The organism is Pseudomonas sp. M30-35, from assembly GCF_002163625.1.
In the GTDB taxonomy this organism is placed as follows: domain Bacteria; phylum Pseudomonadota; class Gammaproteobacteria; order Pseudomonadales; family Pseudomonadaceae; genus Aquipseudomonas.
Window position 1 is genome coordinate 1,945,948 of the sequence record NZ_CP020892.1, and the last position, 25,751, is coordinate 1,971,698.

Here is a 25,751-nt window from a genome sequence, read left to right on the forward strand (position 1 = left end):
GCGTTTTTGGTGCGATTTATCGGTCGCTAGTGGGTCTTAATCCTTGACAGTGCAGGCAGGCTTTCCTTGGCCGCGCTGTTGATCCGCTCGATGAAATCATTGATTTCTTCGCGGTCGCGTGGCGTCGCCAAGTGTTCATCGGCGCTTTCTATAACGCTACGGGCGTGGCGTAAAAGCTGCTCTTTGTGCTCTGGCTTGGGGTTTTGATGGAGCAGGTTCTTGAAGGCCTGTAGCAGGCTTACCAGCACACTCGGATCTGCTGCGCCATAGGTACGAATGGGGCCGAGAACTTGTTGTAGTAACTGGTCGAGCGGCAACTCATTGATAAACAGACGCGGTGGCTCGTCTTCCAGTTCGCTAAAGTCGAAGGTCGGCAGGTTCAAGCGCTGGCTGAAGAGTACGCTGAGCATGTCGATGGATTTAATCGCGGTGCCCGGATCATTAATCCCGGGGCTGAGTGCCTTGACTGCGATTTCAGATATCTGTTTGCAGCCAAACAAGTAATGGGTGCTGGGGTATTCCTCGATAAAAAAATCGAAGCAGTCGAGCAGTTTATTAACCACGTTGTCATCGACCTTGCGATCGAGCTTGAACAGTGGGTGCCCCTCGATAACAAAGAATCCTCGATGCACCTGAATGGTCATTTTTAAATCATGTTCGCAGAGCAGTTCATTGGTCAGCGAGGCGTTAATTTCTTTGAAATAACCACTGCGTTCAGAGCGAATCTGCAGCCATTTTTGATCATCCGGCCAGCTTGGGGCGGGGCTCTGAGCCGCCATTTTACAGATGCTGGCGTCTAATTTTCTGCGGGTCACTTGGTACAGGTTGGTGATGATATGTTCGACTTGGATCGACTGCGAAATTGATCGAATGAAGTAGACGAACAACCCAAGGCAGGCAACGCCCAGGCCGAGGCAGATCAATACGCCAAGGCTCGGGACTTTATCGCCGCCATTTTGCTCAATGGTGGTGATCAGCAGCAGTGCATAGATGATTGTGCCGAGGTAAAAACCGAGGGTTTTCTGGTGGCTTTTGCTGCTCACCAGTCCCGGCATAACTCGGGGTGACAGGGCTGTGGCGGCGTTGTTGAGCACCACCATGACCATCGAAAAACTGAACACCATCAATGACATCAAGCTGCCGACAAGGGTGCCAAGAATCAATCGGGCGTTATCCGCACTTCGTACCAAGCCGATATCAAACTTGCTTTTAATCGCCATTAGCCACGGTTGATATTCAATAGAAATATTCAACAGGCAGGCGAAAACGAAACCCAAGGCAATGAGTGTTGGGTAGAAGGCCAGACTATGGATCGTTCGCTGGTAGACGCGAAAAAGCATGTTCGATGGATTGATCACGGGTGTTCCTTAATCAGGCAGTCATCGAACTATAGCTAAGTAGCCTTGGGCTATAAAATAATATGTGCAGGCAGAACACCTGATTAAGCATGGCGCGTTGGCGGGGGAAGCGTCTTTGGCGCGCAGTCATCTGGCCGCTTGGCAGTGCTGCCAAGCGGCTTAGACGGTTCAGTTACTCTACGCAGACGTGAGCGATGGCCTGAGCCAGTTGCGCAAAGCGTTCAGCGTCAATCCCTGCGACGTTAGCCCGACCGGAACCCACCATATAAATGCTGAACTCTTCGCGTAGCCGTTTGACCTGCAAGGGCGACAAGCCGGTGTAGGAGAACATGCCGCGTTGCTGGCTGATATGAGCAAAGCGTTGCGCCAGACCGTGGGGCTCCAGTGCAGTGACCAGGCCATCACGCAAACTGGCAACCCGTAGCCGCATGTTGCTTAACTCATCGCTCCATAGCATTTTAAGTTCTGGGTCAGCCAGGATGGTGGCGACCACGGCTGCGCCATGCGCCGGTGGCGTTGACCATAGATTACGCGCCAGAAACGCCAGTTGACTGCGGATGTCGAGCAGCTTTTCAGTGTCGCGTGCGCAGACCAGCAGCGCACCTGTACGCTCGCGATAAAGGCCAAAGTTTTTCGAGCAAGAACTGGTGATCAACAATTCAGGTAGTGCTTCTGCGAACAATCGAGGTGCCCAGGCATCTTGCTCAAGGCCTTCACCAAAACCCTGGTAGGCAAAATCGATGAGTGGCAACAGTTCGCGGGCTTTGACCACCTCAAGTACCTGTAGCCAGTCCACATGGCTCAGATCAAAACCAGTCGGGTTGTGGCAGCAGGCATGCAGTAACACCACATCGCCTTGCGGAATTTGGTTAAGCGCCGCGAGCATCGCCTCGACATTCAGCCGGTTGTCCGCGCCGACGTAAGGGTAATGCCCGACTTGCAAGCCAGCCTCGGCAAAGATGCTTTCATGAATCGGCCAGGTCGGGTCGCTCAACCAAATGCCACGTGTTGGCAGATGGTGACGAATAAAATCTGCCGCAAGACGCAATGCGCCCGTGCCGCCGGGTGTTTGCGTGGCGCCGACACGCTGTTCGGCCAGTGCTTGGCTGTCAGCACCCAGGACTAATTCTGTTAACAGTTGGCCAAATAATGGATCACCGTGACCACCGATATAACTCTTGGTGGTTTCGCTATCAAGCAAGCGTTGTTCTGCAAGTTTGACCGCCTTGGGAATCGCTGTCAGGCCTTGGGCGTCTTTATAGACACCGACACCAAGGTCAAGCTTGCCTGGGTGGCTATCGGCGCGGTAGGCCTCCATCAGGCTCAAGATCGGGTCGCCCGGCACCCGGGCGATGGACGCGAAGTGATTCACTTGCGGCCCTCTGCGTGTGTGGCGACCTCATCGGTGCGCGCAGCCATGATGAAATCGTTACGGTGCAGACCTTTGATTGAATGGCTCCACCAGGTAACAGTCACTTTGCCCCACTCGGTGAGCAAGCCTGGATGGTGACCTTCAGCTTCGGCAACATCGCCAACGGCATTGGTAAACGCCAGTGCGTGTTTGAAGTTCTTGAACAGGTAAACCTTTTCCAGTTGCATGATCGAGTCACGAACCTCGATATTCCAATCTGGAATCTGCCTGAGCAATTCTGGCAGCTCCTGATCAGATACTTGAGGGGCACCCGCTTGGCAGGCTTCGCAATGCGCTTGGTTAAGAGCAGTCATGATGACTCCTTAAAATCAGTAGATAAAAGCAATATAGGTTTGAGACGCCGCAAAAGTGCAGGCGTTCACGCCGCTTGTTTAGGTGGGAATTGTGGCGCATGCAGCCCCAGCTGACTGGCTTGAACAACCATCGACATGATGTCTTCATGGGCAAGGTCGAACAGTCGCTTGAGGTCTGGCAGGGCAAAGTAAACCGGTTGCAGAATGTCTATTCGATACGGTGTACGCATCGCTTCAACTGGGTCGAAGGCCTGATGCTGGGGTTGATCAGACAAGCAATACACGGTTTCTTTGGGTGATGAAAGAATCCCGCCGCCATAAATTTTTCGGCCTTGGCTGGTATCGACCAGACCAAACTCGATGGTCATCCAGTACAAGCGAGCCAGAAATACGCGCTGTTCCTTGCTGGCTTGCAGGCCAAGCTTGCCGTAGGCGTGGGTGAATTCAGCGAACCATGGGTTGGTCAGCAACGGGCAGTGGCCAAATATCTCGTGGAAGATATCCGGCTCTTGCAGGTAATCAAGTTCTTCAGGGGTGCGAATAAAAGTCGCGACCGGAAATTGCTTGCTGGCCAACAGCTCGAAAAAAGTCTGGAAGGGGATTAGTGCAGGCACCCGGGCAACTTGCCAGCCAGTGGTTGACTGCAACACCTGATTGACTTCTTTAAGCTGCGGGATACGCTCATGGGGCAGGTTAAGCTGCTCAATGCCGTCCAGGTATTCTTGGCACGCGCGACCCTCAATCACTTTCAGCTGACGAGTGATCAGGGTGTTCCAAAGTTGATGCTCGGTTTCGGGGTAATCAATAAAACCGTTGTCATCCGGTTGCCGAGCGACGTATTGCGTGCTCTTCATCTATTTCGCCTCCTGATGGAGCTTTTGTTGTTGTGTTTATCTATGGATAACCCAGCAGCGGAGCGTTTGCAGCCCCAAGGCACCCGCACCAATAGCGAATTAATGAGTTTTTTCGTAAAGAAATAATTACAGCCTGATGGCGCTGGCCCAATATCATCTTGCTGAACAGCTAATCTGTCACATATTCTTGACGGATAATTCATCGCAATCGTCGATTTTTCATCGCTGCGGCCCGTAAAAATACAATTAGAGCTCAGTCATGCGTATCAAAGTGCACTGTCAAAACCGCATTGGCATCCTTCGTGACATTCTCAATTTGCTGGTTGAGTACGGCATCAACGTAGCTCGCGGCGAAGTGGGTGGTGAGCAGGGCAACGCCATCTATCTGCACTGCCCGAACTTGATCAATTTGCAGTTCCAATCGCTGCGCGCCAAGTTTGAAGCCATCACCGGCGTATTCGGCGTCAAGCGTGTGGGTTTGATGCCCAGCGAGCGTCGTCATCTTGAGTTGAACGCTTTGCTCGGCGCCTTGGATTTTCCGGTGTTGTCGATCGATATGGGTGGCTCAATTGTCGCCGCCAACCGTTCTGCGGCGCAGTTGCTCGGGGTACGGGTGGATGAGGTGCCGGGTATTCCGCTGTCGCGCTACGCCGAAGACTTCGACTTGCCGGAATTGGTACGTGCGAACAAATCGCGGATCAATGGCTTACGGGTGAAGGTCAAGGGCGATGTGTTTCTCGCTGACATCGCGCCACTGCAGTCCGAACACGATGAAAGCGAGGCGCTGGCCGGAGCGGTGCTGACGCTGCACCGAGCTGACCGTGTAGGTGAGCGTATCTACAACGTGCGCAAACAAGAGCTGCGTGGTTTCGACAGTATTTTTCAAAGCTCAAAAGTCATGGCAGCAGTGGTGCGCGAGGCGCGGCGAATGGCGCCATTGGATGCGCCGCTGCTGATCGAAGGTGAAACCGGCACAGGCAAGGAGTTACTGGCCCGCGCTTGCCATTTGGCCAGTCCACGCGGTCAGTCGCCATTTATGGCGCTCAACTGTGCAGGTTTGCCTGAGTCGATGGCTGAAACTGAGTTATTTGGTTATGGACCCGGTGCATTCGAGGGGGCCAGGCCTGAAGGTAAGTTGGGCCTGCTGGAATTGACGGCTGGCGGTACGTTATTTCTTGATGGCGTCGGGGAGATGAGCCCGCGCTTGCAGGCAAAGCTGCTGCGCTTTTTGCAGGATGGCTGCTTTCGCCGGGTTGGCAGTGATGAAGAGGTGTATCTCGATGTGCGCGTGGTGTGCGCCACTCAGGTGGATTTGTCCGAGTTGTGCGCCCGCGGCGAGTTTCGCCAGGACCTGTATCACCGGCTCAACGTACTGAGTCTACATATCCCGCCATTGCGCGAGTGTTTGGATGGTTTGGCACCGCTGGTTGATCATTTTCTCGATCAAGCCAGCCGGCAAATTGGCTGTGCGTTGCCCAAGGTTGCGCCGCAGGTGCTTGAGCGTCTCAGCCAATACCACTGGCCGGGTAATGTGCGTCAGCTAGAGAACGTGTTGTTTCAGGCGGTTTCATTGTGTGATGGCGCGATGATCAAAGCTGACTACATTCGTCTGCCCGATTATGGCGCGCCTCAGCCGATTGGTGATTTCTCGCTTGAAGGCGGCCTGGATGCGATTGTTGGACGCTTTGAAAAAGCCGTGCTTGAGCGTCTGTTCAGTGAGCATCCGAGCAGTCGCCAGTTGGGCAAACGGCTCGGCGTATCGCACACCACGATTGCCAATAAGCTGCGCGAGCACAACATTGGTAAAGAGACCAAGCAGCCGTGAGTCAGGGTTGAGCATCCAGCACTGGCCGCATTTCGCGGCCAGTGCTGGTTGGACTAGCCTTCAGGCCTGAGCAAACTGCGTTGTAGCGCCGCGTTTTTCAGTTGGTTTTGGAAGCTGTTTGCCGTCTGGTTAGACGCTGGCTGTTGCTCGGGAGCCTGCCACGGGAGAGTCAGGTTATCTGGGGTGGTGCCGAACAATGAGGGGTTGCTGAGCAACCCGTCAGCAGTCAAGTCGACACGTTCCTGACGGCTCAGAATCCAGGCCATGTCCAATTCGCTGTCGAACTGGCTTTCGAGCACCTGCTGGTGAACGAACTGGCCCGCCACCGGATTAATCTCAACTATGTCGTCGAGCAATCCGTGCGCAGAGCCAAGCAGCAGCTTGCTACCATCTGATTCTCGGGCCATGAAGGCGTGTATCTTGCTGTCACGCTCCACTACCGGACTGATGAACACCGCTGGATCAATATCCTTGAGCAGCGGTTGATATTGATCGGCTGGATCACGATCACTCTCATGGTGGAACGGACCGTCTTTAGAGGGTGGAATAAACGGCGCAGTGATATCGAGAGTAATCACCAGTTCGGCAGGGTCAGTGGCACCGGCCAAGTCACCCAAGGTGTAGGTAAATACATCACTGAGCACTTGACCCAGCCCTGCGGCTGCCAGGACTTCGTTGTTGGTCAGATCAATGCTGTACGTGTAGCTGCCGTCGGCATTGAGTACCAAGGTGCCGTAGCGGCCTACCAATGGCTGGCCGATGGCTCCGGTTGTACCCGTTGCATCTTCGGCTCCGGTGCGGATCGCCACGACTTGCAGACTGTCGCCGCCATCGACATCGCTGTCATTGGGTAACACGTTGCCACTGGTTTGCGGCGCTGGGAGTTGGTCGCTGGCAACATTGCTGTCGTTGACCGCCAGTGGGTTGTCATTGGCGCCCTGAATCAACAAGTTAAGCCGTGCGCTCGACTCGGCTCCTGCAGCATCGCGCATACGATAGGTGAAGGTTTCGCGCAGGGTTTCGCCCGCAGTACGCAAGGCTTGCACCGTTGGGTTGTTATTGTCCAATACGTACTGATAGCTGCCATCGGCGTTTAGGGTGAGGCTGCCGTAGCGGCCCACAAGTACTTGGCCTGCGCTGGAGGTGTTACCGGTTTCACTGCTGGCACTCAGCACTTGTTTGGTTTCACCGTTGGCTACGCTGTCGACGTCGGTGTCGTTATCTAGCACATTGCCTTGCGGATTCACCCCCGGAGTGCCGTTGAAGATGCCTCCGGCTTCCACCGCTGTGGCGTTATCGTCGACGGCGACTGGGGTGTCGTTACGACCATCAATGGTGATGACAAGCTGTGCGGTGTCATCGGCAAGGTAAGGGTCTTCAACGGTGTAGGTGAACGTCTCAGTCAGGGTCTGGCCGCTGATGCGCAGTGCCTGAACAGCTGCCAGGCTGTTATCAAGCACGTAATTCCAGGTGCCATTGCTGTTGAGCGTCAAATTGCCGTAAAGGCCTCGTAGGCTGGTGCCGACCGTGCCATTCGTACCCGTGCCTGACTCCGTGCCGGTACGAATACCGGTTACGGTGAGCACGCCGTTTTCAAGGTCGGTGTCGTTGCTTAATACGTTGCCGCTCGGATTGACCCCCGGTGTGTTGTTGTTGATACCGCCAGCTTCGATGGCGGTGGCGCTGTCATCGACCCCAACCGGAGGGTCGTTGCGGCCAATAATCAGGATCGACAGTTGCGCAGGGTCGCTGAGCCCGCCGTTGTCTGTTGCGGTGTAGGTGAAGTAATCGAAGAGGGTGTCGAGTAAGTCGAGGGCCAATACATCGGGGTTGGTTTTGTCGAGAATGTAGTCGTAGCTACCATCGGCGTTGAGCACCAATGAGCCATATTGACCGACCAAGACGCTGCCGACTGTACCCGCAGTGCCGCTGCCAGATTCCTGGCCGGTGCGAATTGCGGTAACGGTCAAGCTGTCGCCAGCGTCAACATCGGTGTCATTGGTCAGCACGTTGCCGCTTGGGTCGAAGAACAGCCCGTCACCATTGTCGGCGACTGCGATGCCCACATCATTGGCTGCAACAGGCGTGTCCCACGCACCTTCAATCGTGATCAGCAACTGGGCAATATCTTGTGCACCAGCGGTGTCGTGCATGCGGTAGCTAAAGGCTTCACGCAAGGTGTCACCTGGTTTGAGAGCTTGCACTGCAGCCAGATTGTTATTGACTACATAGTTGTAGTCACCGTTGGCGAGCACGGTCAGCGTACCGTATTGACCGACGATCGATTGGATTGCGCCAACACTGGTGAAGCTGCCGCCAACCACCTCCAGGCCGGTGCGAATCCCATCGATGGTTTTGCTATCGCCGCTGTCAACATCGGTATCGTTGTTGAGCAGGTTGCCGTTAGGGTTGTTGCCCGGCGTGCCATTATTGACGCCGCCAGCCTCCGTCGCTGTATTGGTGTCGTTGATTGCGACTGGGTTGTCGTTGCGACCTGAAATGGTAATTGTCAGTAGCGCGCTGCTGGTTGCGCCAGCCAAATCGCGGATGGTGTAGGTAAAGCTTTCGCTCAGTTTATTGGCATTGGTGCGTAGCGCCTGAACCAGTGGATTATTGTTATCGACGGTGTAGGTGAAGCTGCCGTCGCTATTGAGCGTCAGGCTGCCGTACATACCTGAGAAAGCGCTGCCAATGTCGCCGCCCGTCACTGCGGAAACAGTGAGGACCTCACCATTGAGGTCAACGTCTGTGTCATTGCTCAACACATTACCGCTTGGGTTTACTCCGGGAGTCGAGTTATTCAACCCGCCTGCTTCAACAGCGGCAGCCGTATCATCGTTGGCGACCGGGGTGTCGTTACGGCCTTGAATGGTGATGGTCAATACCGCTGCATCGGTTGCGCCAGCGGTATCAATAACGGTGTAGTTGAAACTCTCTGTCAGGGTATTGCCTACGCGCAAGGCTTGGACTACAGCCATGGAGTTGTCCAGCCGATAGCGATACTCGCCATCCTCTCCAAGGGTCAGCCAGCCATAAGTACCGCGCAGTTCAACGTCCAATGAGCCGGCAGTGCCCGCACCTTCAGTTGCGCCCGTACGCACTGAGTCGACAGCCTTGGTTTCGCCATTGCTGACGCTGTCAACATCGGTGTCATTGGTCAGTACGTTGCCTATCGGATCAGTCCCGCCTGTGGCGTTATTCACGCCGCCAGCCTCAATCGCTGTTGCGGTGTCATTGGCAGCAACCGGGTTATCGTTCTGGCCGCGAATCACCACGATTATTTCAGCGCTGTCACTGAGTCCGCCAGGGTCTGCCACGGTATAGGTGAAGCGTTCTATCAGGGTGTCGCTCGCTTGGCGCAGCGCCTGCACCGCTGCAAGATCATTGTCGACCTCGTAGCTGTAGCTGCCGTCACTGTTCATGGTCAACCAGCCATACAGCCCCTGCAGTGCCTGGCCGACGGTGCCAGACGTGCCAGTTGAACTCTCTGGGCCGGTACGAATTGCGGTAACAGTAAGCGGGTCGCCATCCGGGTCTTCGGCCGAGATATTACCTGTTGGGTTGACCCCGGCGGTTGTATTGTTGACGCCGCCAGCTTCGGTTGCCAGTGCCACACCGTTACCCGCCAACGGCACGTTATTGGCGCCGGTGACGGTGATGACGAGCTGGGCGGTATCGGTCAGGCCTGCGGTGTCTGTGATCTGATAGGTCACGACCACATCAAGGGTCTGGTCAACCGTCAAGGCGACAATCTCTGGATGATCACTGTTGACGTTAAAGCTGAATGAGCCGTCCGGGTTGATCGTCAGCTCACCGTAAGAAGAGCCGCTGGGATTGGTTGAGCCTTGGGCGAAACTGGTGCTGAGCGTGGTGCCGGCCGTCACTGGGCTCAATGCGCCGCCCGCAAGTTCAGTGCCGTTGCGGATGCCGGTGACAGTCAGGTTGGTGTTAGGGCGGTCAGCACCGTCGACATCCTGGTCAATGCCGTTGCCACCGGACGTACCTGTATCGTCAGGGCGGCTTGGGAAGGTAATGACATTACCAGTCGGGTTGGCTTCATTGCCGTCGTCATCCGTTTCACTGGCTTGCGCCTGGGCATGGTCATCGCTGGCAACCGGGTTGTCGTAGTTGCCCTGGACGATAATGGTTAAGTCAGCCAGATCGTTCAGGCCCAGTGCATCGGTGACCTGATAGCTGAACTGGTCTGTCAGCGTGTCATTCGGTCCCAGGCGTTGTACGGCAATGTTGTCTTGGTCAATTACGTAGCTGTACTCACCATCAGAAAAGATCGTCAAAGTTCCGTAGGTGCCATCGATACTGATCGATCCACCTGGAGGCACTACTTCCGGTGTGCCCACATCTGTTTCCGGGACACTCCGAATAGCGGTGACGCTTTTAGTTTCGCCATTGCTGACGCTGTCGACATCGCTGTCGTTGTCCAGCACGTTACCGGTTGCGTCAGCACCTGCGACGGGGAATCCAGGCGGAGGGTTATCGCCAGGGTTGCCAATATCGGTGTTGTCGACCCCGCCTTGTTCGATTGCGGTGGCGGTATCGTCCACGGCTACAGGCGTATCGTTGGCGCCTTGGATGGTCACGGTTAGGACTGCAGTGGAGTTGGCAGTCGCCAACGGTATGCCGCGGTCGCTGATCTCATAGCTAAAGGTTTCAGAGAGCGTCTGGCCACTCAGGCGCAAGGCCTGAACCACAGGGTTGTCATTGTCGACAACATATTCATAGGCGCCGCTGATGTCGACGAACAAGCTGCCGTATTGGCCCCTGATTTCGACAGTGCCTAATGCCGGTACGGCAACGGTTTCGATGGACGAGGTGACCGAAATCAGATCGAGGTTTTCGGTGTCCGGATTGGTAATCAGGTCAACGTCGGTGTCGTTGTCGGTCAGGTTGCCGGCTGGATTGATGCCTGGTGTCTGGTTGTCACGACCGCCAGCCTCAACCGCGGTTGCGGCATCGTCTACCGCCGTCGGTGCGTCATTGACCGCTGCCACCACGATCAACAGTGAGTCCTGATCGGTGCGGGCATCAGTAAGCTCGCCGGGAATACCATTACCGTCGAAATCACCAAAGTTGCCCAAGTCACTGGTCAAGACAGTCAGGGTGTCTTCACCGTTGTAGTTGGCGTTGCCTAGATAGTTGAGGCTGGCCAGCGCGGCATTGATGTCAGCGATGCGGCCGACTAACACCATCGAGTTGCTGTTACTGCCAGTGACTGTCACACCAGTGGTGGCACCGGTAAAAAACAGCGTGCCCTGGGTGACGCTCAAGGTGACCTGGATTGCCTGGTCATTGGTATCAGGGTCGCGCTCAGCATCAACATCACTGACTGAAACTCCAGATATTGCCAAGGCGATGTCTTCTTGAGCGTTCTGCGTGCCGGGAAGGCTGTTGACCGGCGCGTCATTGAGCTCCACGTAGCCTGAGTCGGCCACTTGGCTGTCGGCTTCACCAAGGGTGATATTGACTTGGCCGAGGGTTGCGCCATCCGTGTCGATGCGGATGCGCATATCGCCAAAGGCAACAACACTGTTGACCTCGGTGGGGGCGTCAATGCGATACAAGCCTGACGGCAACACGCCAAAGATGAATTGGCCATTGGCGTCGGTGGTCGCGGTAAAGACTGCATCGTCAGCATTGCCGAAAACTCCATCATTACCGGCCCAGGTCAGCGTCACGTCTTCACCAGCAATGGCCAGGCCGTCTGGCGTGGTGGAGCCGTCGGCTGAGCTGGTGTCGTTCCACAGCGTGCCACTGATGATGCCCAAGCCTGCGGCTTCGACCAACTGATAGTTATTTAGCACCGAGTCGTTGTCTGGGCCTACGCCGTCAGCGCTGGTACGCTCGCCATCGACACCACCATCGGCGCCGACAGTGCTGCCACCCCATTCGGTGAAGGTTTCCGGCAGGCTACTCCAGGTGAGACTGGCGTCGCTGCTGGCAACTATTGCGTCGTTGGGTACATCGACGGTGTAAACCACGCTGATCTGGCTGCCAACATCAATCTGGCTGAAATCAACACTCAGGCCACCAGCGGTGCTGAAACTGATGCCATCAGCCGGTAGATCAGCGGCTGCATAGGTGGTGCCGCCAATGGTGATGCTGACCAGTTGGTAGTTGCTGCCGGTTGCAAAGCTGTCGCTTAAATTGACGTCATAGGCTGGCAGTTCACCGCTTTGATTAAAACCGATGGTCACTGTGGCTGTGCCGTTGCTGCCGCCGACATTGGGGTCAAAGTTGCTGACCGTTTTGTCCAGCCCGCTAAAGCCGCCTTCGACAATCCGCTCAAACAGGGTGTCGCTGGTGGCACGCAGATTGCCGTCAACGCTGTCTTGAACAAATACGCCGAGTTGATCGCCGGCCTGGTTGCTGACTTGGTTATTCACCCGCGCAGTGAACTCAACAATGATCCCTTCAAGGTTGTCATCGTTGCCGTCATCACCTGCGCCGCCTGCACCGTTGGTAACATTGCCAAAGTTGATGGTAATAACCTGGCGTCCGCTGGCATCAGTGGTGATGGTCACATAGTTTGAGTTAAGTACCCCGGTCGGACCCGCGCCAGACAAGTCTGGTGTGATGTACAAGGCTTCGGGGGAGTTCTCGTCGCCATCAATGGCTAGCACACCGCTGGTAATCAAGTCGCTCAGATCTGTTACCAGGCCTCCATTGGAGACGAACGCCACACGCATGCTGGTGAGGTCGGCCAGGGTCAGCCCTGCATCAAGGGTGATGCTGATTTTGTAGTCGGGGTTTTCGCCTTCAGGAATTAGCGCAGCGGCGCGATAGCGGACCAGTTCACCGACCGCGACATTTTCGACACTGGCGTTGGTCGGGTTCGGCGCGGTGGTGTCATCCAGACCGCCAACACGGGAGATCCTGATGCCCTGAGCGACCGGGAACACCAGCGCGCTGTCGAGGCGGTAGTCGTTGAGCACACCGCTATTGAGCAAGCCGTCAACCCCGGTACGTTCGTCGCTGTTGGTGCCGTCAATGCTGGTCCATTGCACTTGTGCCTGGTTGTCAAAATTCGGCACTGCGGCGCCGGTGGCGTTGACCACACCACTGAGACTGATGGTAATGCTGCCGCCTTTGGCGATATCAACATTGCCGGTGTTAACCAGCGTGCGGGTAACGGGGTCAAGGCTGAAACTGCTGGTGATGTCGGTGCTAACGCCATTAACCGTGTAGATGACGCTGTTCAACGTCAGGCCATCCAGCTCAGTAGGCAGAGTGTCGCTGAAGTTAATATCAAAGGCATCGAAGTCAGTGGCGCTATTGCCATTGCTGATGGTGATGGTGAAGTCGACAGGGTCATCCTGGTCAAAACCGAAATCAGTCGGGGTGTCGATTGTTTGGCTAATTTGCAGCGTCGGCTCACGCACGGTAATCGTTGGTTTATCACCGGTCAGTGCGACATTGCGGTCAATATTATCTGCAGGATCGGTGCTGTTAGGAGTGTCGCCGTCAGTATCGGTGTAGGTCAGCGTGGCGTCGTTCTGCAAAACCGTATTGGCCTGGTTGCCGCTGACGTCGGTGGCGATCAAGCGCACTCGAATGACAAACTTATTGTTGTCGGTGTTGTTGTCGCCACTGGCCGAGGAAATGCTGAATACGAAGTTTGCATCGCCGCCATCAGTGCCTGTTGTGGTGAGCTGGCTAATATCCACCGTGCCGCCGAAGTTCAAGGCGAGATAACCGCCGGCAGTGGTGATTAATTGATAGCCGCTGCCATTGAAACTGGTGTCCAGGCGCATGCCTGGTGGAATCAGGTCGTTGATGTTGAGTGACTGGGTGACGCCTTCAGGCAGGGTAACAATGATGTCGTAGAGCATGCTTTCGCCCACGACCAGATCAGCGCCTGTGGTGTGGCTGGCACTTGAGTCTGAGTTGTCGAGACCGCCACCGGCAAAGCCTTTGCTGATCTCGGGGGCCGCAACTTGTTGCGATGCCGTATCACTCAGTACGCCGCTGTCGAGGAAGTTTGCGCCGCCTTCAACGCTGGCATAGTTAAGCAGCGTGCCGGTGCTTTCAAGGGTTGCGCTGGCGTTGATATTGCCTGCAACCAGCGTGTCATAGGTGATGACAATCAGGTTTGCACCACTGTTATCGGCATCCGTCCCAGGACGACCCGCGAGGAGGGCGCCGACACCGGCGCCATCAACAAAGGTGATGGTGTTGGTGGCGTTGTCGACGGTGAAGTCGACCCCCGCTATCAATTGTGTACCATCGCCGCGGAATATCAGCAGGTTGGCGCTGGACAAGCTGCCGCCAACGAAAGACAGACCTGGCGGTAGGGTAATCTGGGTGCTGACATCATAGGCATTGCCGCCCCCCGAGTTCTCGATCGCAGTGGCCAGACGAATGGTGTCGCTGGCGTCGATATCGTTGACGTTGCCTTCAATCGCATTGATATCGGTAACGCTGCCGGTGAACGGTGCTCCGCCCGTGCCAGGTGCGTTCCAGCTACCGGTTGTGCCGGTGACTGTACCGTTGCTTGAGGAAACCACACCGTGGGTAATGCTCAGGTCAGGCTCGGCGACCGAGGCAATAAGGGTGACGTCATCCGAAGACAGGATTTCGTTCTTGTCGAGCGTTGTGGTTTGACTCGACTCCGCCAACACGTTGAAAGAGCGCTGGTCAGCAAAGGGTTGGTCGCTGACTGTCAGGGTGAAATCAATTTGGATGGTGCTGCCGTCAGTCTCGCTGTTGACGTAATCGTCGAAGGTGAAAATCAACGAGTTGCCCGGGCCGATAGTCACCGAACTAGGGCTGTTGGGGTTGGTGTTGTCGGTGCCCAGCTGCCAAAGGGTATCGGCATCAAGACCGGTCAGGTCGAACAGTGGCAGCGGCAGATAAGCGGTGATGCTGAAGTTTTCGTAGTCACCGGTAACCAAGTCATAGGTGAGGCTGAAAGTAACTTCATCGCCCGGCCGCAGTTCTGTCCCAGGCGGCGGTGCGCCATTGCCATTCAGGTCGGCAATATCGATATCAACCGTGCTGGTTGGAATGGTGCTGGTGGTGCTTGATGAGTCGGACTGGTCAAAACCCGTGAGGTTGACCTCGTCTTCCATTATGGTCGCCGTAACCGTCGCATTGTTGCCGAATGAGTCGCCTTCGTTGATCTCACTGTGTGGTGTGCCTGCGGGCGGTGTATAGCTCTGGCCAATAACCGCCTGGTAGCTGAGTACCGCTGTGCTGGCACCCTGCAGAATGTCATCAAAGGAAAGGTCGCCATTCATCCACTGGTGGTCGGGGTAGTAGCTCTCAACCGAGGCGGCGATATCGAACACCAACGAGGTGGTACCGTCTGGATTCACAACCTGGGTGAAGGTGACCGGGATTTGATAGTTGATACCGTCAATGTTGGCGGACAAGGTCAAGGTGCCACCGACCAGCGTCTGGCCGTCGCTCAGGGTGTCGCTGATAACGAAGCTGCCTTCGTTGAGGAGTGTCTTACCAAATGCAAAATAGTCAGAGACATTGATATTGATGACGTAGTTAAGGGTGTCGCCCGGGCTTAAACCGGCGCTGCCAATATCGGTTTGCAGGCTGACTTGTTTTTCCAGCGTGATCGACTTGGCGACGATGCTGGTTGCCACCCCATCACCGCTGAAGGCAATTGTGTCACCCGGATTTGCCACGTCGCGCGGGTCTACCGGTTGCCATTGGCCGCTGGCAGTAGGCGGGCCGAAGGTAATTGTGGCGTCATCGCCGGTGACTGGGTTGAGGACTGAGTCGCCTTCGGCATCAATGTCCGGCACAAAGAAATCAACATTGGTTGTCACAGGTGCCGAGAAGTCGCTGTAAGAGACCGTAAACGACTGGATGTAGACGTCGTTGGTCTGGTCGGCATCGTTGTTGCGCGCAAATACCGCATTGATTAATGCAGGGTTGGTAATGGTGTCACCGTTATGCAAGGTGATCGAGGTGAGGGTACCGTTTGCGCCCGGTGTAATTTCGGTGATGATCACATTGTCGGGTACCGGTTGCGTGATCTCCAAGTCGGTAATGGTCTGTGAGGTTGCCGGGCTGACGGTTATTTGCAACTCCCGGCCATAGTTAGGCCCGGTAGCGGTTTCACCTTCGGGGGCAATGATTTCCTGATCGAATGTGATCACCGTTGGGTGCACCACATAACTAATAGAGCCAGACTCTACCAGGCTTGGGTCGACCGCCGGATTGTTCAGCGCGTCGTTGCCGTATTGGAAGCCGCTGCGGGCGCGAATAGTTAAATCAGGGGTGGCCGCGGAAGACGAGAAATCGGTGTCGGCCAAGTCACTCAGCGTTGCTGTCACTTGAATACCGATATTCGGCTGGCCCTGGCTGACACTGGCAAATGGTAATTCGAGCACCACCATTTGGTCGCCGGCGCGCATCCCATAGGTGGCGGCGTTAACGACTAAAGGCTGACCATCAGTGCCGACGGCCAGTGGGTGTACCGCCTGGCCATTGGCGTCGAAGGTGATAACGTGAGCAACCAGAGATTGGCCAAGGTAGCTGGCTGAAACAAAGCTAATGCCGTCATCAATTTCCGTGCCCGCCCCATCGATACCTGTTGTAGGCAGGAATACATCGACAAAGGGCGCATAACCAGCGTCTGATGAGGTGTTGGAGAAGTTCAGGGTAAAGGTAAAGTTGCTGCCCAGTTGAACATCGGCTCCTGTGCCGCTGACAGAAAGCGTGGGCGCTGCGTCAGGCAACAACCCTGAAAAGCTATCAATGGCTGCAGCGCTAAGGGCAATTGATTTATCAATATCGCCGTCACGTACTTCAAGTTCCCAATTGCCACCTGCCGCTTTACTGCCCGTGTCATCGTTGGACGCGGCGACATCAGCGCCAGTCCATCTGGCCAGCTCACCGACCAGGGTTTTGCCAGCCTCGCCAGCGCCAATCTTGCAGCCATAGAGCTGAATGTCCGCACCAGCGCTGAGGTTATTGCTCCATTGCGCGAAACGACTGCCGAGCTGATCAATATTGTCGCTCGACACCGTGGTGCTGCCCAAGGTGAATTGGCCTGCGGCGCCGTGCGAGAGGATTTGTACAGAATCAACCTGACCCATTGTTTCAAGGGCCTTTTCAATGGCGGCGATGCCATCTTGTTGAGTGTCGACAATAATGGCTTTAACGCCCGACGGCAGCTGCTGAGTGAGTTGCTCACTGTTCTCAAGGCGACTGTCTATGACCAGCAAGGCACGTGCAGCGGATGTAGCCGGCGGGGCCGAGCGTGCCGTCTCAACCGCTGTTGCAGGCACATGGCTGTTGTCTTGGCTGTTTTGGCCGTCGTGTGCCGAGGTGTCGGTCGTATGCTGCTCGGTGGCAACTGCCGCTGCACCATCGAAAAGAATCCTCGGTTCCAATGCCAGCGTACGGCTGCTGGGCTTGAAGGGATTACCGTTACGACCGGCAGTGATTTTTGACATCGACATGGCTCCATGCACAAGAAAAACATCGTCAACAAATAATAGACGTCTCTGCCGTATTCGTAGCGAAAAAAACCAAATAAACAGCGTGCTAAAGCGTAAAAGAGCAGGTTTTTGGATGCCAAAAGACCTGTCGTCAAATGGCTCACGGGACTGGTCCCCCAAATAAAAACCCCTGCGAAAGCGTAGCTCTCGCAGGGGTTGGGGTGACCATCCCAGTAACCCGGCAAATTAGGTGCCGGACGCTTAGGTGCAGTCAGGTATTAATGCGTAGGCAGATTACTCGTCCATTGCACCCATTGCCGTGGTGTTAAAACCGCCGTCAACGTACATGATTTCACCGCTCACACCCGAAGCCAGGTCGGAGCAGAGGAAAGCGCCGGCGTTGCCGACTTCGTCGATGGTGACATTGCGGCGCAGCGGGGTTTGCTTCTCGTTGGCTGCCAGCATTTTGCGGAAACTCTTGATTCCAGAAGCGGCCAGCGTGCGGATTGGACCTGCCGAGATTGCGTTAACGCGAGTGCCTTCTGGACCCAGGCTACCAGCCAGGTAACGGACACCGGCTTCGAGGCTGGCTTTGGCCATGCCCATAACATTGTAGTTAGGCATGGTGCGCTCAGCGCCCAAGTAGGAGAGCGTCAGCAGGCTGCCATTGCGACCTTTCATCAGCTCGCGACCACCTTTGGCCAGAGCCACAAAGCTGTAGGCGCTGATGTCGTGGGCAATGCGGAAGCCTTCGCGGGTGGTGACGTCAGTGAAGTCGCCGTCTAGCTGGTCGCCCGGGGCGAAGCCGACTGAGTGAACGATGCAATCCAGGCCGTCCCACTTTTTGCCCAGTGCTTCGAATACAGACACGATTTCTTCATCGTTGGCCACGTCACACGGGAAGCACAGGTCAGCGCTTGAGCCCCAATCAGCGGCAAAGCCTTCAACACGGCCTTTAAGCTTTTCGTTCTGATAGGTGAACGCCAGTTCAGCACCTTCACGGTGCATCGCTGCAGCAATGCCCGAGGCAATGGAGAGTTTGCTGGCAACGCCAACGATCAGTACGCGCTTACCGGTTAGAAAACCCATGTGTTGTTCCTCTTCCTATTCGCAAGGATTAGTCAGCAGTTGCTGGTGCCAAAAAGGCTGCTTCCAGCAGTTGCTGAGTATAAATATGTTGCGGTGCAGCAAATATTGCCTTTGCCGGACCTTGTTCAACCACCTGACCGTGTTTAACCACCATTAGATGATGGCTGATTGCCCTGACAACGGCCAGGTCATGGCTGATGAACAGGTAAGTCAGGTTGTACTTGGCCTGCAATGACCGCAACAACTCAATAACTTGACGCTGAACGGTGCGGTCGAGCGCCGAAGTGGGCTCATCCAGCAGTATCAGCGCCGGTTTAAGTACCAGTGCTCGGGCAATGGCAATACGTTGCCGTTGCCCACCAGAAAACTCATGAGGATAACGGTGCCGAGACTCCGGATCGAGATCTACCTCTATGAGCGCATCAATCACAGCTTGTTCCTGCTCAGCCGCGCTACCCATGTTGTGAATGTCAAGGCCTTCACCGATGATTTGGCCCACCGACATACGCGGGCTCAGACTACCGAAGGGGTCCTGAAACACCACCTGCATTTGCCGGCGCAACGGTCGCACTTCCTTTTGCGAAAGGCCATCAACTGCCTGCCCCTGAAAACGTATCCCGCCTTGGCTTCCCAGCAAACGCAAGATCGCCAAACCGAGCGTGGACTTACCGGAACCACTTTCGCCGACAATGCCGAGGGTCTGGCCCTGTGGCAGGCTAAAGTTGATGCCATCCACTGCTTTCACGTGATCAACGGTACGGCGCATGAGTCCTTTTTTAATCGGGAACCAAACGCGCAGGTCGTCAACCTCCAGTATCGGATCCCCTGGGGGATTATCGACTGGGTCACCGCTGGGCTCCGCTCCGAGCAATTCCTGAGTATAGGAATGCTGCGGGGCAGCGAACAAATCTGCACATGACGCCTGTTCGACGATCTTTCCGCGCTGCATGACACATACGCGGTTAGCAATTCTTCTCACCAGATTTAAATCGTGGCTGATCAGCAGCAGCGACATGCCCATGCGCGCTTGTAATTCCTTGAGCAATTCAAGGATTTTAAGCTGCACGGTGACGTCGAGCGCAGTAGTGGGTTCATCGGCAATTAATAGCTCTGGCTCATTCGCTAGCGCCATGGCGATCATCACGCGCTGACGCTGGCCGCCAGATAACTCATGGGGGTAAGCCTTGAGGCGTTTGCGCGGATCCGGGATACCCACCAAGTCGAGCAGTTCAAGGGTGCGCGCGGTAGCGGCCTTGCCGCTAAGCCCTTTATGCAGCGCCAACACTTCGTTGATTTGCTTCTCGATACAATGCAACGGGTTGAGCGAAGTCATGGGCTCCTGAAAGACCATGGCGATGCGGTTACCACGGATACCACGCAGCTTCTTCTCGTTCATGTTCAGCAAGTCTTCGCCTTTATAGCGAATGGTGCCGTTTGGGTGCTGCGCCAAAGGGTAAGGCAGCAGGCGCAGAATTGAATGCGCGGTGACTGACTTGCCGGAGCCACTCTCGCCAACCAGAGCCAATGTTTCGCCACGGCGGATGTCAAAGCTGATGTTTTCCACCACACGTTGACGGTTATCGCCCGTGACAAATTCAACGACGAGGTCGCGTACTTCGATGAGGTTGTCAGTGTCGGTCATCTTATTTCCTCGGGTCGAAGGCATCGCGAGCGGCCTCGCCAATAAACACCAGCAAACTGAGCATGATTGCCAGCACGGCGAAAGCGCTGATTCCCAGCCATGGTGCTTGGAGATTGGCTTTCCCTTGTGCAACCAGCTCACCAAGCGATGGTGAACCTGGCGGTAAGCCAAAGCCGAGGAAATCCAGCGCGGTCAGCGTACCGATCGCCCCAGTGAGGATAAACGGCATAAAGGTCATGGTTGAAACCATGGCATTGGGCAGAATGTGGCGGAACATAATGGCGCCGTTCTCCATACCCAAGGCTCGCGCTGCACGTACGTATTCAAGGTTACGTCCGCGCAGGAACTCGGCGCGTACCACGTCCACCAGGCTCATCCATGAGAACAGCAACATGATGCCCAGCAACCACCAGAAGTTGGGTTGCACGAAGCTGGCCAGAATGATCAACAAGTAGAGTACTGGCAGGCCCGACCAGACCTCAAGGAAGCGCTGGCCGACGAGGTCAACCCAGCCCCCATAGAAGCCTTGCAAGGCGCCTGCAAAGACGCCAATGATCGAGCTGAGAATGGTCAGGATCAGGGCGAACATCACCGAAATCCTGAAGCCATATATCACTCTCGACAACACATCCCGACCTTGATCATCGGTGCCTAGCCAGTTGACCGAGGAGGGCGGTGCAGGGGCCGGGACTTGCAGGTCGTAGTTGATGCTCGAATAGCTGAACGGGATGATCGGCCAGATCATCGTGCCATCCTTGTCGGCAATCAGTTTTTTGATGTAAGGGCTTTTGTAGTTGGCCTGTAACGGGAACTCACCGCCAAATACGGTTTCTGGGTAGCGTTTGAATACTGGAAAGTACCATTCGCCGTCGTAGCGCACGGCCAAGGGCTTGTCGTTGGCGATCAACTCGGCACCCAAGGTCAGCGTGAACAGTGCGAGGAAGATCCACAATGACCACCAGCCGCGTTTGTGGGCTTTGAATAGCTCGAAACGACGTTTATTGATTGGGGAAAGCGCCATATCAATTCTCCCTGCTTTCAAAGTCAATCCGCGGATCGACCAGGGTGTAGGTGATATCGCCGATCAATTTCACCACCAAACCTAATAACGTGAAGATAAACAGGGTGCCAAATACCACGGGGTAATCGCGGTTGATAGCCGCTTCAAAACTCATTAAGCCCAGGCCGTCGAGTGAGAAAATGACTTCAATCAGCAGTGAGCCGGTAAAGAAAATACCGATAAAAGCCGCCGGGAACCCTGCAATGATCAATAGCATCGCGTTGCGAAATACGTGGCCGTACAGCACGCGTGTATTGGTCAGGCCCTTGGCGCGGGCGGTGACCACATATTGCTTGTTGATCTCATCGAGAAAGCTGTTCTTGGTCAGCAGGGTCAGGGTGGCGAAGTTGCCGATAACCAGCGCGGTGACGGGCAGGACCAGGTGCCAGAAATAATCAAGAATCTTGCCGGTGGTGCTCAGGTCCTCAAAGTTGTTTGAGGTGAGCCCGCGCAATGGAAACCAGTTGAGGTAACTGCCGCCGGCGAACACCACAATCAATAGAATCGCGAACAGGAACCCCGGAATCGCATAGCCGACGATGATGGCCGAGCTGGTCCAGACGTCAAATGCGCTGCCGTGTCGGGTGGCCTTGGCGATGCCCATGGGAATCGAGATCAAATACATGATCAAGGTGCTCCACAGCCCCAGCGAGATGGACACTGGCATCTTCTCGATGATCAGGTCGAGTACCTTGGCGTCACGGAAGAAACTTTCGCCAAAATCGAAGTGTGCGTAGTTCTTGAGCATTATCCAGAAGCGTTCTGGTGCTGGTTTGTCAAAGCCATACATATGCTCGATTTCAGCAATCAGTTCAGGGTCAAGACCCTGCGCTCCACGGTAATTCGAGCCCGCGACGGACACTTCGGAGCCGCCACCGGATATCCGGCTGGTCGCGCCTTCAAAGCCTTCAAGTTTGGCAATCATCTGTTCAACCGGGCCACCTGGCGCGGCCTGGATGATGATGAAGTTAATCAGCAGAATGCCAAACAGCGTCGGGATAATGAGCAAGAGGCGACGGATGATATACGCCAGCATATTATTGCTCCGTGCCTTCAGTCGTTAGCGCATCATTCGGCTTTTTGGGTGGTTCAGCTTGCTCTTCAGGGGCATCAGTTGCTGGTGTTGTCTGCTCTGCAGCTTGCGCCTCTGGCGATTTGGGGCGTGCCCACCAGGTATTCAGGCCAATGTCGGACATCGGCGTGACATCGGGGTGTTGCAGGGTATTCCAGTAGGCCACGCGCCACGTCTTGATGTGCCAGTTAGGCACTACGTAGAAGCCCCAGAGCAACACGCGATCAAGCGCGCGGGTGTGATTAATCAGGCTTTGCCGCGAGTCGGCGCCAATTAGGCCAACCACCAGTTCATCAATGGCCGGGTCTTTAAGGCCAATAAAGTTGCGGCTGCCAGGTCGGTCTGCACTGCTCGAATGCCAGTATTCACGCTGCTCGTTGCCCGGTGAGTTGGACTGCGCAAAGCCGCTCACAATCATGTCGTAATCACGCGAGCGGAGACGATTGATGTACTGCGAAACGTCGACGCGGCGGATTACCATGTCGATGCCCAAATCAGCCAGGTTGCGTTTATAAGGCAGCAACACACGCTCAAATTCAGTCTGGGCGAGCAAGAATTCGAAGCTGACGGGTTTGCCGGTCGCGTCGAGCATGTGATCGCCCTCGACCCGCCAGCCGGCTTCTTGCAACAACTGATAAGCACGGCGCTGTTGCTCACGAATCATGCCGGTGGCGTCGGTCACTGGCAGAGTGAACTCGTCGGTAAACACCTTGGCCGGGATTTTGTCGCGCAGCGGCTCAAGTATCTTTAGCTCGGCCGCATCCGGCAGGCCGCTTGAAGCCAACTCAGAGTTGTCGAAATAACTATGGGTCCGGGTGTAGGCACCATTGAACAGCTGTTTGTTAGCCCACTCAAAATCAAACAACAGGCCAAATGCCTCACGCACGCGTGAATCTTTAAACAGGTCGTGGCGAATATTGAAGACAAACCCCTGCATGCCGGTGGGGTTGGAGTTTTTGAGTTCTTCCTTCATCAACTGGCCATTAGCAACGGCTGATGTGTCATATGCGGTCGCCCAGTTCTTGGCACTGGTTTCCAGCCAGTAGTCGAACTGACCGGCCTTGAGCGCCTGCAAGGCAACGTCGTTGTCGCGGTAGTAATCAATGCGCATGGTATCGAAGTTATAGAAACCACGGTTTACCGCGAGGTCCTTGCCCCAATAATCCTTGACCCGCTTGTAGCTTATGCTGCGGCCGGGCTTAACCTCGCTGATGCGATAAGGCCCGCTGCCCAGCGGCACTTCCAGATTGCTCTTGCTGAAGTCACGCTCTGCCCACCAGTGTTTGGGTAGCACGGGCAGTTGACCGACGATCAGCGGCAGTTCGCGGTTGCCCGCATGTTTGAACTTGAAACGTACTTTAAGAGGGCCTTCGACCTCGACGCTTTCAACGTCCGCATAGTAGCCGCGGAACATCGGTGAGCCTTTGCTTATCAGCGTGTCGAAGGTGAACTTGACGTCTTCGGCAGTGACTGGCGTACCGTCATTGAAGCGGGCTTCAGGCCGCAGATAGAAGCGCACCCAACTGCTGTCAGGGGCTTTTTCGATTTTGCCTGCGATTAAGCCATATTCGGTGAATGGCTCGTCCAGGGCGTGGACGGTGAGCGTGTCGTAGATCAAGCCGAGATCATTGGCAGGTACGCCCTTGTTGATATACGGATTAAGGCTGTCGAAGCTGCCGAAGCCTGCTTGCCGCAAGGTGCCGCCTTTTGGGGCGTCAGGGTTGGTGTAGTCAAAATGGGTAAAGTTGGCCGGGTATTTCGGCGGTTCGTCATACAAGGTGACGGCATGTTGTGGCGCTGCTTGGACCAAGCAGGACAGGCCGAGCAACAAAATGGCGCTACTTTGTACTGCAAATGAGCGCAGTGAATGCGTCATTGGGTTTTCTCCGTGGGTTTCAGCCACCACGTACGCAGCCCTAGTGTGTAAGGCGGTGTGGGGACATGAGCAAAGCGATTGCGATAAGCCAGCCGGTGATAATTGATGTACCAGTTGGGGATGCTGTAATAGCCCCACAACAACACGCGGTCCAAGGCGCGGGTTGCTGCGACTTGTTCGTCGCGGGTTTGCGCTGAAAGCAGCTTTTCAACCATGGCATCAACCACGGGACTGTCGATACCAGCATAATTCTTGCCACCTTTGACTTTGCCTTGGCTGGAATGGAAATAGAGCGACTGCTCAAGCCCCGGGCTGAGTGTTTGCGGAAGTGTCAGGGAAATCATGTCAAAGTCGAATTGATCCAATCGCTGCTTGTATTGGGCGCGGTCGACGGTGCGTAGATTCGCTTGAATCCCGAGCATTGCCAGGTTTCTGGTAAATGGCTCATAGATACGTTCCAGACCAGAGTTGACCAGCAGTAACTCAAACTGGAACTGTTCACCTTTACTGTTGACCAGACCATTTTCCGAAGCCTTCCAGCCAGCGTCGGCAAATAGACTCAGGGCGCGGCGTAAGGTTTCCCGCGGAATACCGTGACCTTGGGTTTTGGGCACCACAAAGGGTTCGGTAAACAGCTTTTTCGGCAGCTTATCGCGGTAGGTCGAGAGCAGCAGCCACTCCGCGCCTACAGGCTTGCCGGTCGCAGAGAACTCACTGTTCGGGTAGTAGCTGCTGGCGCGGGTGTAGGAGCCGTTGAACAGGGTGCGATTGGTCCACTCGAAGTCAAACATCAGCCCCAGCGCTTCGCGGACTTTGGCGTCGGCGAACAGTGGACGCCGCGAATTCATAAACAGCGCTTGGGTCTGGGTTGGGATTTTGTGCGGAATTTCTGCACGAATAACATCGCCATGCTGCACGGCAGGGAAGTTGTAGCTGTTCGCCCAGTTTTTAGCCTGCTGTTCGATGTAAAAATCAAACTCGCCCGCTTTGAATGCCTCAAAGGCGACATTGCTGTCACGATAAAAGTCGACTCGAACCTTATTGAAATTGTACTTGCCGCGGTTGACGGCCAAGTCTTTGCCCCACCAGTCTTTCACGCGCTCAAAGGTCAGGCTGCGCCCCGGACTCACTTTGCTGATTTTGTAGGGGCCACTGCCCAGCGGAGGATCATAAGTGGTGGCCGTAAAGTCTCGGTCCTTCCAGTAGTGCTGCGGCAATACCGGCAACTCGCCCAAGCGTAGTATCAATAAAGGATTACCCGCGCGCTTGAACACGAAACGGATGCGGTGGCGATTGAGAATATCGACACGCTTCACTTCCTGCAGATTGGTGCGGTATTGCGGGTGGCCTTCCTTGAGCAGGATGCGATAGGAGAAGGCAACGTCATAGGCGGTAATCGGCTTGCCGTCGTGGAATTTGGCGTTCTTACGCAGGTTGAAGACCACCCAGCTGCGATCTTCGCTGTATTCGACCGTCTCGGCGATCAAGCCATAGCTCGATGCGGGCTCATCCCCTGAAGGGTCATAAGCACCGGTGCCAACCATCAACGGCTCGTTCATCTCGTTGACGCCGTACTGCAAGAAGTTTGCAGTCGAGATCGGACTGGAACCCTTGAATGTATAAGGGTTGAGTGTGTCGAAGGTGCCTGAGGCCATCATGCGCATGGTGCCTTGCTTTGGCGCATCAGGATTCACCCAATCGAAATGGGTGAAGCTAGCTGAGTACTTGAGTGCACCAAATTGAGCGTAGCCATGACTTTTGATGATGGTTGCCCCAGCGGGGAAACACACAACAAGGCTGACCAGTAATGGGATGAGGCGACGTATCAAG

General features: G+C 55.3%; 12 protein-coding genes. 1 reads left to right on the forward strand and 11 read right to left on the reverse strand.

What is annotated here, in order from left to right:
• Window positions 1-26: 26 nt before the first annotated feature.
• From B9K09_RS09065 to phhA, 4 genes are all read right to left on the reverse strand, one after another.
• Window positions 27-1,358 (reverse strand): DUF2254 domain-containing protein, encoded by a 1,332-nt coding sequence (locus tag B9K09_RS09065; protein WP_087516502.1) that lies wholly within the window; start codon window positions 1,356-1,358, stop codon window positions 27-29.
• Window positions 1,359-1,530: 172 nt separating this feature from the next.
• A complete protein-coding gene (locus B9K09_RS09070; protein ID WP_087516503.1) occupies window positions 1,531-2,730 on the reverse strand; it encodes an amino acid aminotransferase in 1,200 nt (399 codons plus the stop codon).
• Window positions 2,727-3,083 carry a 4a-hydroxytetrahydrobiopterin dehydratase gene (locus B9K09_RS09075; RefSeq protein ID WP_087516504.1) on the reverse strand — a complete coding sequence of 119 codons (357 nt, stop codon included), beginning with the start codon at window positions 3,081-3,083 and terminating at the stop codon, window positions 2,727-2,729. Before B9K09_RS09075 ends, B9K09_RS09070 begins: the two co-directional genes overlap by 4 nt.
• A gap of 65 nt (window positions 3,084-3,148) precedes the next feature.
• Window positions 3,149-3,937: a phenylalanine 4-monooxygenase gene (phhA, locus tag B9K09_RS09080; RefSeq protein ID WP_087516505.1), complete on the reverse strand. Its 789-nt coding sequence runs from the start codon at window positions 3,935-3,937 to the stop codon at window positions 3,149-3,151.
• Between the two features lie 259 nt (window positions 3,938-4,196).
• Here phhA and B9K09_RS09085 point away from each other — a divergent pair, with 259 nt between their 5' ends.
• On the forward strand, window positions 4,197-5,762 hold the full coding sequence (locus tag B9K09_RS09085) for a sigma-54-dependent transcriptional regulator (RefSeq protein WP_087516506.1): 1,566 nt from the start codon (window positions 4,197-4,199) through the stop codon (window positions 5,760-5,762).
• Between the two features lie 53 nt (window positions 5,763-5,815).
• On the opposite strand, the gene B9K09_RS09090 is transcribed toward B9K09_RS09085, so the two are convergent.
• The 7 genes from B9K09_RS09090 to B9K09_RS09120 form a co-directional block, all read right to left on the reverse strand.
• Complete coding sequence (locus tag B9K09_RS09090) at window positions 5,816-17,197, reverse strand: VCBS domain-containing protein (protein WP_087516507.1); 11,382 nt, start codon at window positions 17,195-17,197, stop codon at window positions 5,816-5,818.
• A 279-nt stretch (window positions 17,198-17,476) separates the two neighbouring features.
• On the reverse strand, window positions 17,477-18,271 hold the full coding sequence (fabI, locus tag B9K09_RS09095) for an enoyl-ACP reductase FabI (RefSeq protein ID WP_087516508.1): 795 nt from the start codon (window positions 18,269-18,271) through the stop codon (window positions 17,477-17,479).
• 28 nt (window positions 18,272-18,299) lie between these two features.
• On the reverse strand, window positions 18,300-19,913 hold the full coding sequence (locus B9K09_RS09100) for an ABC transporter ATP-binding protein (protein ID WP_087516509.1): 1,614 nt from the start codon (window positions 19,911-19,913) through the stop codon (window positions 18,300-18,302).
• Window position 19,914: 1 nt separating this feature from the next.
• Window positions 19,915-20,934, reverse strand: a complete 1,020-nt coding sequence (locus B9K09_RS09105) for an ABC transporter permease (protein WP_087516510.1) — start codon at window positions 20,932-20,934, stop codon at window positions 19,915-19,917.
• 1 nt (window position 20,935) lies between these two features.
• Window positions 20,936-22,009: a microcin C ABC transporter permease YejB gene (locus B9K09_RS09110; protein ID WP_087516511.1), complete on the reverse strand. Its 1,074-nt coding sequence runs from the start codon at window positions 22,007-22,009 to the stop codon at window positions 20,936-20,938.
• A 1-nt stretch (window position 22,010) separates the two neighbouring features.
• Entirely contained in the window at window positions 22,011-23,921 is a 1,911-nt protein-coding gene (locus tag B9K09_RS09115; protein WP_256574280.1) for an extracellular solute-binding protein, read from the reverse strand.
• A complete protein-coding gene (locus B9K09_RS09120; RefSeq protein WP_371917453.1) occupies window positions 23,918-25,747 on the reverse strand; it encodes an extracellular solute-binding protein in 1,830 nt (609 codons plus the stop codon). The genes B9K09_RS09115 and B9K09_RS09120 overlap by 4 nt, the downstream gene beginning before the upstream one ends.
• Between the last annotated feature and the right edge of the window lie 4 nt (window positions 25,748-25,751).

Coding starts and splice junctions, on each gene's coding strand:
- B9K09_RS09075 (WP_087516504.1), bottom strand. CDS start 3,083: ATGACTGCTCTTAACCAAGCGCATTGCGAAGCCTGCCAAGCGGGTGCC.
- phhA (WP_087516505.1), bottom strand. CDS start 3,937: ATGAAGAGCACGCAATACGTCGCTCGGCAACCGGATGACAACGGTTTT.
- B9K09_RS09085 (WP_087516506.1), top strand. CDS start 4,197: ATGCGTATCAAAGTGCACTGTCAAAACCGCATTGGCATCCTTCGTGAC.
- B9K09_RS09090 (WP_087516507.1), bottom strand. CDS start 17,197: ATGTCAAAAATCACTGCCGGTCGTAACGGTAATCCCTTCAAGCCCAGC.
- fabI (WP_087516508.1), bottom strand. CDS start 18,271: ATGGGTTTTCTAACCGGTAAGCGCGTACTGATCGTTGGCGTTGCCAGC.
- B9K09_RS09100 (WP_087516509.1), bottom strand. CDS start 19,913: ATGACCGACACTGACAACCTCATCGAAGTACGCGACCTCGTCGTTGAA.
- B9K09_RS09105 (WP_087516510.1), bottom strand. CDS start 20,934: ATGGCGCTTTCCCCAATCAATAAACGTCGTTTCGAGCTATTCAAAGCC.
- B9K09_RS09110 (WP_087516511.1), bottom strand. CDS start 22,009: ATGCTGGCGTATATCATCCGTCGCCTCTTGCTCATTATCCCGACGCTG.
- B9K09_RS09115 (WP_256574280.1), bottom strand. CDS start 23,921: ATGACGCATTCACTGCGCTCATTTGCAGTACAAAGTAGCGCCATTTTG.